The sequence below is a fragment of the Clostridium boliviensis genome, assembly GCF_033342255.1.
Lineage (GTDB): Bacteria > Bacillota > Clostridia > Lachnospirales > Lachnospiraceae > Lacrimispora > Lacrimispora boliviensis.
Genome location: NZ_JAWONS010000099.1, coordinates 257248 through 267740, shown reverse-complemented (window position 1 = coordinate 267740; position 10493 = coordinate 257248). Strand labels below are relative to the sequence as shown.

Genomic DNA, 10493 nt, shown 5'->3' with positions numbered 1-10493 from the left:
GTTTTTCTGCACAAAAAGCAGTGCTGCCTGTCCGGTTGGGAGGCAGCGCTGCTTTTTGAAATCAATCCTCTCTTGGAAGGGGGATGACCACATTCAGCTTAAACCAGTTATCCTTCGTATCAATGGTCACCCAGCCATTGTATTTTTTAGCTGTATATTTTATACTCTTGATACCATACCCATGATACTCTTTGTCCGCCTTCGTGGTTGCCGGCTGATTGTTTTCATATTGGATGCTGCCTTCATAATAATTCTCAAAACGCAGAACAACAAACTCTTTTTTAGAAAGAACCTCCACATGGATCAGCCGTTTCTCATTTTCCTCGATCTGGATCGCACATTCAATCGCATTATCCAAAGCATTTCCCAGAATAGTACAGATATCCATAACATGCATGAAATTTAAGAGCTTTCCGTCAACGACAGAGGTCAGCTCGATGTTATGTCTCTGGCAGGTCATGCTTTTTCCGGTCAGTATGGTATCCACCACCGTATTGCCTGTTTTATTCTGGGCTTCATAGGTCCGGATCTCGCTTTCCATTTCATCCAAAAAAGCCATACGCTTCTCAGAGTCCTGTTCTGCTCTCAGTACGGCGATCTGATGTTTTAAATCATGGTATTTCCGGTTGACCATCTCTATGCTTTCCCCTGATTTGCGGTATTGAGAATACTGGCTCTGAAGGATGTTGCGCATGGCCTCTAAATCGTATTTTACCTGCATGTCCTGCCTTAATATGTGATATGCAAAAAGGATAACAAGACCACTTAAATCCACCAGCGTCCTGATGTTAAATATCTCCTTGGTAATCTGGCTGCTGAAGGGAGAGTTGGCATATACATAGCTTAAATTACTGACAAAAAATACAGTCAGTCCGGTGGCTGCCACAAACAGCAGCTCTTTAAACGTAATATTTTCTTTCCGGATATGTTTTTTCTCTAAATAATAAGAGCTTCCAAACACAGTCCCAAAGACAATGAAAAAAACAAGAATATTCAGCCACAGCACCGTTATCTGGGTATTCAATACCGCATTATAATAAAGCTGCCACTCCAACGATGCCGTGAATTCCGCAAGAATAAATGACCGTACACAATAGTATCCTGCACTGCTGGCTGTCACCTGGCAGGTAAACTTTAAATATGCCAGCATCAGACCGATTGCCAGAAGCATTCCAGGAATCCACAGTGACTTGGGGAAGGTTCCTGCAGCCAGCTGCATGGCGCATTGCAGAAAACATGCAAGGAGCATGACAGCAGCCAGGGACGGCCCTTTAAACTTTCTCTTCAGATTCAATACATAGATACTGCATGCAGCCCATTCCGCAAGCCCCGTATACAGTCTGGGAATCTCAGTCAGTGTAATATGGTTCATGACAAAGCACCTCCCAGATAACTGGTCAGTTCTTCCATAAACTCCTTTTTTCTTGTCCTGCTGATTGGCAGCCGGGCCCCATTCATAAGAGCACACCCATCCTGTACGCTTTCCACATGCTCCAGGTTCAATAAATAGCCCTTACTGCATCGGAAGAAATTTAATTTCTTCAGTTTTTCTTCCACATCCTTTATGGCACCAAAGGTTACATATTCTCCTGTCAGAGTATGAAAGATAAGCCGGTGCCCGAGACTTTCAATATAATAAATGTCCGGCAGATACAACTTCACCGTACCTCCCTTTATATTAACTGCCATGAATTTTTTAACATTCCGGTTTATCCGCCCAATCACCTTATCAAGTCTCTGGGAAAAAGAAAAATAGGAAACCGGCTTTAACACATAGTCAGTTGCCCGGACAGTATAACCTTTAATGGCATATTGAGCCATGTTGGTAATAAAAATAAGAATTACTTCCGGATCCTTTTCCCTGATCAGCTGAGCCGCCGTCATCCCGTCCATAAATCTCATCTCAATATCCAGCAATATAATATCGTACTCCGCTTTATAGTTCTCAACGATTTCATCTCCGTCAGAAAAAGTAAGAATGTGAAACTGCTCATTTCGTTCACTTTGATACCGGAGTAAATATTCCTTTATCTGTGAAACACTCCCTGCATCATCATCCACTACTGCAATTCGAATCATAGTTCTCTCTCCTTCGGTTCGATTAATCGGTACATCTTTTTAAGGATACAACAATTTTTTCCAGCTGGCAATATGATTGAACCGTAAAACCACTGTGGTTTTATAAAAAAAGAGGCACCCTATAAGGCACCTCATAAAAAGTTTTGTCATTTTGCTTATTTTGCCCTGGAGATCAGGAATTCTTTTAAATCTGCAATCGACATATTCTGCTGATCCAGAATGGAAGATACTTCCTTAAACTGTTCCAGACTGATCTTCTCTTTAATTTCCTTTTCTTTTTGAATTAATTCTGCCATAGAGTTCTTGTTCTGCAAAATGGACTCCTGTACTTCAGCTAATTCCTTCTGAAGCTTTTCCAGTGATGATTTTCTTACTCCTCTTGCCATATTAAGTCTCCTTACTGATTCTAGTATTCTAACCATATATTAACAATTATGGAAGTAAAAATCAACCGTATTAAACAATTATGGAAGTGGTAATTTTTTCCATTTATTCAATAGAATTATTTTCTCTGGAATTTGGATCAGATGACCAGGATTCGTCTGTTAGTTTTCCAGAGAATATTCGTCTTACCCCATTGGATTTCTGCATATAAACATCCTCATCGGGATAGTAGCAGGTATCCTCATTCTCCCTTGTTCCCACATCAAGAATCACCAAAACCTCTTTGCCCGAATTAAAAAATGTATGAGCAATGTTTTTTCCTGCAGGTTTTGCTATAAAATCATCTTTTCCCACTTCCTGTTCCTGTCCGTTCAACCGCAAAATTCCCTTTCCGGATAAAACCAGAAAAAATTCCTCCTGCTGTGAATGACTGTGATATTTCGTACTGAATGCCCCGGGAGGCACATAATCAATACTTACATAAAGTTTTTGGCTTCCTGCTGATTCCCCCAGCGATTTCGTAACCAGCCCCACTTCATCATTCCAGATAAACTGTTCTGAAAGTTTTTCTATATTTTTTATTTTCATTTATATTTCTCCATTATTCTTCCGTTACGATTTCCATGCATTGATTGAAAATTGAAAATCGGTTAATTGCAGCATCAATGGCTTCATCCATTGTCTTTGTCCGCTTAATGCCTGGCTCAAACCATAAGTTTTTCACCAGCAGTCTGTTGCTTTTTCTATCCGCAGAAGTCTCAATTCTGCCGACAAAATGATCACCGTAAATTACCGGCAGAACATAATGTCCATATCTTCGTTTATCTGCCGGAGTGTAAATCTCCCATTTGTAATCAAATCCAAAAAGAGCCTGTATTAATTTTCGGTCCCACAATAAATTATCTAAAGGGGCAATGAATTCACACCTTTTTTTCCAGTTTTTATTCTCTTTGCATTGTCTTGCTAAAGGAATATCCACTGCCAGCATATAAAGTTCTTCTTTGATCCCATCTATCTGGACTTTTCTTATCTTTTCTTCCTCAATAAGCCGGGTAAAAACTGCGTTTCTCTCTGCTGATTTCAGACCGCCGATGTTGAGCCATGCATCAGAAGCCCGGTTCCACATAAGTCCCACAGCGCCGATTCTCCGTAAAACACGCCAGGTCTGATGATCATGCTCATCCGGATACGGATCGGGCTTTGATAAAATCGTCTCAGGAATGCAGGTTTCAATGAGATCATAGTACTTGATCGATCCTGATTTATGATGAACAGCCAGTTCTCCGGTAAAATACATATGTTCAAGAACTGCTCTGGACAACTTGGTGCGGCTCCAGTACCAGTCCACCTTATCCGGCATATCAAGGTCTGCAGAGCAAACCGGACCATGACTGGCAATGTAGTTCTTCACCTGTTCCTGCGCCTCATGAATCACCTTATGGCTGCGTTCCCATTGCAGGTGCTGTTTTCGGAAACGTTCAAAATACGGCCAGTCACTGACAGGTAAAACAGAAAGGTTTTTATCAAAATAATCTACAAGCACCCGGTCCTGATATAGAAGATCAGTCAGCATCTCTTTGGAAAATCCTTTTATCCGTGACTGCAAAACCAATTCCGCATTCTTCCCGCACACATCAACCGGATCAAACTGGATACAGCCTGCCTGACGGATATATTCCATAATCCCCTGTTTTCCTTTAAATTGATACGCTCCAGAAAGCCCCTGCTTTCGCAACAGAAAACGACAAGCCTGGTTCTTCGTAATATTAATAATTTCCATCTTTTCCTCTCTTTTCATATGTCCCCTAAATATGTAATACTCTCAGAAAATACCAGTATACTTAGCAGTATTACTGATGTAATATATAAAAAAACGTAAGGGGTAATACATAATGCCAAATTCATACTTTAACAAAAATGACTCTGATCAGAACGGCCTGGTACTGGGCATCAGCGTTGGTTTAATCTGTGCTTCAGTAATTAATAATCTTTTAATCGGATTAGCAATGGGAATTGTCTTTAGTATGTTATTTCAAAAAGGATTATTCAGAAAAAAACAATAATACATAGGATCATAATTATTTCTCCATAAGAGTTTCCCGAAAAATTGTTTGAAAACACCTCCTTTTAAGAATATTAACTCCAATACCTCCCGCAGTCAAGAAAGATCAAAACGGAGTGGTCATCTCCAAGTGATTTCCTTCACTGTCCTTAAATTCACAGACCCAGTTTTCCCCGATTTTAGTAATGGGAAAAACAACCTGCATTCCGTTTATCTTCTGTTCCAAAATATCTTTATCTGCAACCTCCAGGCTCGGAAGGCAGTTGCTTCCAAACGTATGATTCTCCTTCATCTTTTCATAAGCAAACAGCCCCATCCGAAAACCATTTATCTCAAATACGCTGTATATCTCATCTCTTACGGTGACTGGCTGCTCTAAAAATGATTCGTAAAAATCAATGGCACGATTCATATTCTTCACACATAAATATAGAGCGTTTAATTTGCATTTCATAAACTGCTCCCTGATCCGGTAATAATTGGTCTTCCAATCTTCATCTTAAGCCGCCATTCGGGAATTTCCCCATCATCGCCCCAATACTCATCCAGTTGTTTAATCTTACCCTGTTCTATTTGAAAAAATGAAACCACATGGCATGACACCTCGTCCGACCAAATATGTGTTGCCGTAATAATCTGATCACCAATCTGTTCCATTCGTTCCATCTCCCCGTTCCATTTCCCAGGATATTCACAGTTAGCTTTTATAAATTCATGGACGGTAAACTGTTCATTTGAACAATGCCAGCGAATTACCCCATCTTCATGAAAGAAGGCCAAAATCTGATCCGCATTTTGTTGTGCAATGTACTTCCAATAAAGCTGCATCTGTATTTTTTCAATCATACTTGTTTTCCTCCAAAATCAACTCCGCTCTATGAACCAGGCACAGATTAATATTACCATATAAAGAGAGACATCTGTCTGTCATGTTTAAAAAAAGAAAAGGTATTAAAATAATTATGCAAAACATCATATAACGTTATTTTTTTTATATCATGTATTAATATAGTGAAAATATGTTTCATTCAACGCATTTTCACACATTTCACAAATTTTCAACTTTACATAATGATATTTTTAGGTTATACTTACTATAACTCTTCTTTGGAGCATCGTTTCCCCAATTTTTACGGTGCTCTTTTTTTATTGCCATTTCATTATGAATCTATAGACTTAATCAGCCGTAACTCCTTGATCCCTTGGTTATGAAGTGATATAATCGTTTCATTACAAAACAGGAGGTATTATCTATGAATTTTACTTACACCCCCAATCGGATTGCACTCTATCATTCCGACAGCAGCCTGCTGGCCGAAGTCACATTTCCAGATGTAGACAGCAATACCGTTAATATTAATCATACGTTTGTGGATGATTCCCTCCGTGGTCAGGGTATCGCAGGCCAGTTGATGAAAGCTGCTGCAGATCAACTGCGTTCGGAGGGAAAAAAAGCAGTCCTGACATGCTCCTATGCGATTAACTGGTTTGAAAAGCATCCGGAGTATCAGGACTTGCTGAAATAATTATTTTAAGCTCTGTTAAATCACCAAAAAGAAAGGCCAGGTAATCAGCATTCTATACATGCCGATTACCTGACCTTTGACCCCACTTAGTATTTATATTAACTTTTCATTCTACCATGGAATGGCATTGTATAACAGAACTGCCGCAAGTGCGCCAATGATAGGACCCACTACGGGTATCCATGAATATCCCCAGTTTGAATCTCTCTTTCCTTTAATAGGAAGCAATGCATGTGCAATACGCGGGCCTAAATCACGGGCGGGGTTAATGGCATATCCGGTTAATCCGCCAAGAGACATACCAATGGAAACAATAATTCCAAATACAAGCAATTTATCAACGCCAGGTGCTACATCTTTTACATTCCCAATTCCTTTGATTGCAAACACAAGGACAAATGTTCCGATTGCTTCACTTAACAGATTCAGTCCGGTGTTTGGCACGGATGGACCTGTAGAGAATACTCCAAGTTTCGTTCCTGGATCCTCAGTAAGGTCAAACTGGCCCTTGAATAATACATAAACCAGTGTTGCTCCAAGAAATGCTCCGATGAATTGTCCTGCTATGTAAGTGGGCACCACATACCAACCTATGGAACCTTCCGCTGCCAGTGCAATTGTTAACGCAGGATTAAAATGCGCGCCTGACGATGCTCCGAAGATAAATGCAGGCAGCATAACTGCAAGGCCCCAGGCTAATGTGATCTGGACCGGACCGCCTCCCTTCATCCCGGACTTGTTTAATGTTACATTGGCTACGACCCCATCACCAAGTAAGATAAGCAGCATAGTACCTATCAGTTCTGAAACAAAAATCAACATACTCCCTTACCTCCTGAAATAACAGTTTTTAATATCTGATATCAATCTTTTGCCCATCCATAAGAACATTTAACTGCTTTATTCCAGCCATTTACAAGTTCGGTTCTCTCGGTTTCGCTCATCTCGGGGTGGAATATTTTGTCGATCTGCCAGTTCTTCACAACAGCTTCTTTGTTTTCCCAATATCCAACCGCAAGACCTGCAAGATATGCAGCTCCCATGGCAGTTGTCTCAACACACACCGGTCTGTGTACCGGAGCTCCCATAATGTCAGACTGGAACTGCATTAAGAAGTTATTTGCACTGGCTCCGCCGTCAACTTTTAATGTACTGAGCGTAATACCGGAATCTGCCTGCATTGCACTGATGACATCATTCACCTGGAAAGCCAGGGATTCCAGAGTTGCTCTGATAATATGATATTTGTTCACCCCTCTTGTGATACCCACGATGGTTCCTCTAGCGTATTGATCCCAATGAGGAGCGCCAAGTCCTGTAAATGCCGGAACTACATAGCAGCCGTTGGTATCTTTTACCTTTTTCGCCATATATTCGGAATCCTGAGAAGAGTCAACCAGCTTCATCTCATCACGCAGCCACTGAATTGCAGCACCTGCAACAAAGATGGAACCCTCCAAGGCATAATTTACCTTACCGTCAAGACCCCATGCAATCGTTGTAACCAGTCCATTTTTAGAAAATACCGGTTTTTCTCCAGTGTTCATCAGAAGGAAACAACCGGTTCCATATGTATTCTTTGCTTCACCAGCGGTAAAGCAGGTCTGGCCAAACAGCGCTGACTGCTGGTCTCCGGCTGCACCTCCGATAGGGATCGGACCGCCAAAGAACTGGGGATCAGACTCACCATAAACAAGGCTTGAAGGCTTAGCCTCCGGAAGCATACATTCCGGAATATTTAATTCTTTCAGGATATCCTGATCCCATTTCAATTCCTGAATGTTAAATAACATGGTTCTTGACGCATTGGAATAATCAGTCACATGAACTCTGCCTTTTGTCAATTTCCAGATAAGCCAGGTTTCAACCGTACCAAAAAGTAATTCTCCTGCTTCCGCCCTTTTTCTGACACCTTCCACATTGTCTAAGATCCATTTCAGCTTTGTTCCTGAAAAATATGCATCAATGATAAGACCTGTCTTCTGCCTGAAGGAGTCTGTGAGTCCTTTCTCTTTCAAAGAATCACAATATTCGGAAGTACGCCTGCACTGCCATACAATTGCATGATATACCGGTTCTCCTGTTGCTTTGTCCCAGACAATTGTTGTCTCTCTCTGATTTGTAATACCAATTGCAGCAATGTCTTCCGCTGTCGCACCAATCTTTGACATTGCCTCTACCGCCACTCCCAACTGAGAAGACCAGATTTCATTAGCATCATGTTCCACCCAGCCTGGTTTGGGGAAATACTGGGTAAACTCCTTTTGAGCTACACTGCACATTTCTCCCTTCTCATTAAATAAAATGCATCTGTTGCTCGTTGTTCCTGAGTCCAAAGCTATAACGTACTTCGCCATCAGTAATACCCTCCTTTAATTTCTTATTTAATAAGCACATGATGTACTTTTTAAAACTTATTAACATATCCGGAATCTGTCAGATCCCTGTATATTCTTTCCATATCAAGTCCGCCGGCTGCAGCAATAGTACCGGCAACGGCACCTTCCACCATTGGGCAGTCTACCATCTTTACTTTACGGTCTTCCATTGTTTCCAATACCATCTCCGCTGTCATGACCGCACTTCCCATATCCATAAGCACCAGAACACCAGCCTCAGTATAGGCCTTCTCTATCGCATCAGTAATAATCTGGTAGCTGGTACCGAAGCTGCCATCCTCCAGTCCGCCGGCAGGAATCACTTTCACGCCGGCAGCCATTGGTTTTGTTAATTCAGCCACACTTTCGGCTAACATCCGGCTGTGGGATACAATTACAAAATTAACCATAACATTCCTCCTGTTATATCTGGGAAGCAATTGCTTCCAGCAGGAATGTGAACGATGATGCACCTGGGTCCTGATGACCGATGCTTCGTTCTCCCAGATAACTTGCTCTTCCTTTTGTGGCTGCAATTGTCTTTGTAAACTCGACGCCTGCTTTCGCGGCATCCAGACCTGCTTCCATGGATTTTTTTTCATCTCCGGTGAGTTTCCATTCCTTCTCCATTGCACGCTTTGCAGGCATCATGGCATCCAGCATCGTTTTCTCGCCTTCCACAGCTTTCCCCCTTGCCATAACTCCTTCTATTGCACATTGCAAGGCTTCCAGAAAGTCCTCAAACGTAATGTCTTCCTTCCCCTTCAAATATGTTCCTGCTTTCATAAAAGCGGTGCCGTATAATGGACCGGAGGCTCCTCCCACAGTCGCCACAAGAATCATACCGAGATTTTTAATCATATCTCCAGCTTCCATCTTAAGAAGAGTATCCCTTTTTTTATTAACTTCACCAAATCCTCTTGCCATATTTATGCCATGATCCCCATCGCCGATTGCATTATCAAGCTCTGTAAGGTATTCTTTCTGGCTTTCCATGGCAGCAGCCATCTGATCAATTACATGAATTAATTTTTCTTTGTTCATCTCATCACTCCAAACTTATTATGCTTTAAATGCAGGTGTATCTGCTCTTTCATCTAACAGCGATTTTAATTCCTCATCCAATTTTAATAAGGAAATAGAAAAGCCCTCCATCTCAATGGATGTCATATATTCGCCTACGAAGGTAGCATAAACAGAAATGCCCTTTTCTTTCAAAACATCCGATACCCGGTTATTAATAATAAACAATTCCATAAGCGGGGTTGCACCGGAACCATTAATCATGACGGCGACCTCACCTCCCGTATAATCTATGTCCGAAAGTATTTTATCAAGGAGTAAATCAACGATTTCATTGGCAGGTTTTATTTTCTCCCGATGAGTTCCGGGTTCGCCATGAATCCCGATTCCCACTTCCATTTCATCATCAGCCAGTTCAAATCCAGGCTTTCCGGCGGCGGGTACGGTACACGGACGGATTGCCGCTCCCATAGTACGGACATTGTCGATTACCTTCTGGGCCACTGCCTGAACCTTATGGATGTCTTCCCCTCTCTCAGCCGCTGCTCCTGCGATCTTATGCACAAAAACAGTTCCTGCCACACCTCTTCTGCCAACTGTATACAGACTGTCTTTCACTGCCACATCATCATTAACAACTACTTGTTTTACCAATATACCATCGGTCTCTGCCATCTCTGCCGCCATTTCAAAATTCATAACATCACCAGTATAATTTTTAATTACCATTAATACACCGGCATCATTGGCAATCGCTTTTATGCCTTCATAAATCTGATCTGGTGTCGGTGAGGTGAAAACCGCCCCGGCAACGGCCGCATCAAGCATCCCGGTGCCCACGTAACCTGCATGTGCCGGTTCATGTCCGCTTCCGCCACCGCTTATTAATGCAACCTTATTCTCTTTCCGTTTGCTTCGAATCACCACGTTACCGCAGTCAAGCTTCTTCAAATACTGAGGATAGGCCTTAACCAGTCCCAATATCATCTCATCTTCTACCTTTGACACTTCATTCATGAACTTCTTCATATTAATTGACCT

14 protein-coding genes are annotated in these 10493 nt (G+C 41.7%); 2 read left to right on the top strand and 12 right to left on the bottom strand.

Annotated features, from left to right (window positions below; all coding sequences use genetic code 11):
- Positions 1-61: 61 nt before the first annotated feature.
- The 5 genes from RZO55_RS04945 to RZO55_RS04925 form a co-directional block, all read right to left on the bottom strand.
- Positions 62-1372, bottom strand: a complete 1311-nt coding sequence (locus RZO55_RS04945) for a GHKL domain-containing protein (RefSeq protein WP_318063179.1) — start codon at positions 1370-1372, stop codon at positions 62-64.
- Complete coding sequence (locus RZO55_RS04940) at positions 1369-2079, bottom strand: LytR/AlgR family response regulator transcription factor (RefSeq protein ID WP_318063178.1); 711 nt, start codon at positions 2077-2079, stop codon at positions 1369-1371. The genes RZO55_RS04945 and RZO55_RS04940 overlap by 4 nt, the downstream gene beginning before the upstream one ends.
- Positions 2080-2234: 155 nt before the next feature.
- On the bottom strand, positions 2235-2465 hold the full coding sequence (locus RZO55_RS04935) for a hypothetical protein (protein WP_318063177.1): 231 nt from the start codon (positions 2463-2465) through the stop codon (positions 2235-2237).
- 103 nt (positions 2466-2568) lie between these two features.
- Positions 2569-3051: a cupin domain-containing protein gene (locus tag RZO55_RS04930; protein ID WP_318063176.1), complete on the bottom strand. Its 483-nt coding sequence runs from the start codon at positions 3049-3051 to the stop codon at positions 2569-2571.
- 13 nt (positions 3052-3064) lie between these two features.
- Positions 3065-4243: a winged helix-turn-helix domain-containing protein gene (locus tag RZO55_RS04925; RefSeq protein ID WP_318063175.1), complete on the bottom strand. Its 1179-nt coding sequence runs from the start codon at positions 4241-4243 to the stop codon at positions 3065-3067.
- Positions 4244-4355: 112 nt separating this feature from the next.
- On the opposite strand from RZO55_RS04925, the gene RZO55_RS04920 reads away from it, so the two are divergent.
- Positions 4356-4526 (top strand): hypothetical protein, encoded by a 171-nt coding sequence (locus tag RZO55_RS04920; protein ID WP_318063174.1) that lies wholly within the window; start codon positions 4356-4358, stop codon positions 4524-4526.
- A gap of 105 nt (positions 4527-4631) precedes the next feature.
- Here RZO55_RS04920 and RZO55_RS04915 read toward each other — a convergent pair whose 3' ends face one another.
- Both RZO55_RS04915 and RZO55_RS04910 read right to left on the bottom strand, forming a co-directional pair.
- On the bottom strand, positions 4632-4979 hold the full coding sequence (locus RZO55_RS04915; protein ID WP_318063173.1) for a VOC family protein: 348 nt from the start codon (positions 4977-4979) through the stop codon (positions 4632-4634).
- Positions 4976-5371 (bottom strand): nuclear transport factor 2-like protein, encoded by a 396-nt coding sequence (locus RZO55_RS04910; protein ID WP_318063172.1) that lies wholly within the window; start codon positions 5369-5371, stop codon positions 4976-4978. Before RZO55_RS04910 ends, RZO55_RS04915 begins: the two co-directional genes overlap by 4 nt.
- Positions 5372-5778: 407 nt before the next feature.
- On the opposite strand from RZO55_RS04910, the gene RZO55_RS04905 reads away from it, so the two are divergent.
- Complete coding sequence (locus tag RZO55_RS04905; RefSeq protein WP_318063171.1) at positions 5779-6051, top strand: GNAT family N-acetyltransferase; 273 nt, start codon at positions 5779-5781, stop codon at positions 6049-6051.
- 111 nt (positions 6052-6162) lie between these two features.
- Here the strand turns inward: RZO55_RS04905 and RZO55_RS04900 are convergent, their stop codons facing one another.
- The 5 genes from RZO55_RS04900 to dhaK are packed head-to-tail and all read right to left on the bottom strand — an operon-like array spanning position 6163 to position 10481.
- Positions 6163-6873, bottom strand: a complete 711-nt coding sequence (locus tag RZO55_RS04900) for an MIP/aquaporin family protein (protein WP_318063170.1) — start codon at positions 6871-6873, stop codon at positions 6163-6165.
- Between the two features lie 41 nt (positions 6874-6914).
- Positions 6915-8408, bottom strand: a complete 1494-nt coding sequence (glpK, locus tag RZO55_RS04895) for a glycerol kinase GlpK (protein WP_318063169.1) — start codon at positions 8406-8408, stop codon at positions 6915-6917.
- 50 nt (positions 8409-8458) lie between these two features.
- Positions 8459-8839, bottom strand: a complete 381-nt coding sequence (gene dhaM, locus RZO55_RS04890; protein ID WP_318063168.1) for a dihydroxyacetone kinase phosphoryl donor subunit DhaM — start codon at positions 8837-8839, stop codon at positions 8459-8461.
- Positions 8840-8852: 13 nt separating this feature from the next.
- Positions 8853-9473 (bottom strand): dihydroxyacetone kinase subunit DhaL, encoded by a 621-nt coding sequence (dhaL, locus tag RZO55_RS04885; RefSeq protein WP_318063167.1) that lies wholly within the window; start codon positions 9471-9473, stop codon positions 8853-8855.
- Positions 9474-9491: 18 nt separating this feature from the next.
- On the bottom strand, positions 9492-10481 hold the full coding sequence (dhaK, locus tag RZO55_RS04880) for a dihydroxyacetone kinase subunit DhaK (protein ID WP_318063166.1): 990 nt from the start codon (positions 10479-10481) through the stop codon (positions 9492-9494).
- Positions 10482-10493 lie beyond the last annotated feature (12 nt).

Bases quoted from the DNA above. Each gene is read 5' to 3' on its own strand.
- RZO55_RS04915 (WP_318063173.1), bottom strand. From the start codon at position 4,979: ATGAAATGCAAATTAAACGCTCTATATTTATGTGTGAAGAATATGAAT.
- RZO55_RS04925 (WP_318063175.1), bottom strand. From the start codon at position 4,243: ATGGAAATTATTAATATTACGAAGAACCAGGCTTGTCGTTTTCTGTTG.
- dhaM (WP_318063168.1), bottom strand. From the start codon at position 8,839: ATGGTTAATTTTGTAATTGTATCCCACAGCCGGATGTTAGCCGAAAGT.
- RZO55_RS04910 (WP_318063172.1), bottom strand. From the start codon at position 5,371: ATGATTGAAAAAATACAGATGCAGCTTTATTGGAAGTACATTGCACAA.
- RZO55_RS04935 (WP_318063177.1), bottom strand. From the start codon at position 2,465: ATGGCAAGAGGAGTAAGAAAATCATCACTGGAAAAGCTTCAGAAGGAA.
- RZO55_RS04905 (WP_318063171.1), top strand. From the start codon at position 5,779: ATGAATTTTACTTACACCCCCAATCGGATTGCACTCTATCATTCCGAC.
- dhaK (WP_318063166.1), bottom strand. From the start codon at position 10,481: ATGAAGAAGTTCATGAATGAAGTGTCAAAGGTAGAAGATGAGATGATA.
- RZO55_RS04940 (WP_318063178.1), bottom strand. From the start codon at position 2,079: ATGATTCGAATTGCAGTAGTGGATGATGATGCAGGGAGTGTTTCACAG.
- dhaL (WP_318063167.1), bottom strand. From the start codon at position 9,473: ATGAACAAAGAAAAATTAATTCATGTAATTGATCAGATGGCTGCTGCC.
- RZO55_RS04930 (WP_318063176.1), bottom strand. From the start codon at position 3,051: ATGAAAATAAAAAATATAGAAAAACTTTCAGAACAGTTTATCTGGAAT.
- RZO55_RS04900 (WP_318063170.1), bottom strand. From the start codon at position 6,873: ATGTTGATTTTTGTTTCAGAACTGATAGGTACTATGCTGCTTATCTTA.
- RZO55_RS04920 (WP_318063174.1), top strand. From the start codon at position 4,356: ATGCCAAATTCATACTTTAACAAAAATGACTCTGATCAGAACGGCCTG.
- RZO55_RS04945 (WP_318063179.1), bottom strand. From the start codon at position 1,372: ATGAACCATATTACACTGACTGAGATTCCCAGACTGTATACGGGGCTT.
- glpK (WP_318063169.1), bottom strand. From the start codon at position 8,408: ATGGCGAAGTACGTTATAGCTTTGGACTCAGGAACAACGAGCAACAGA.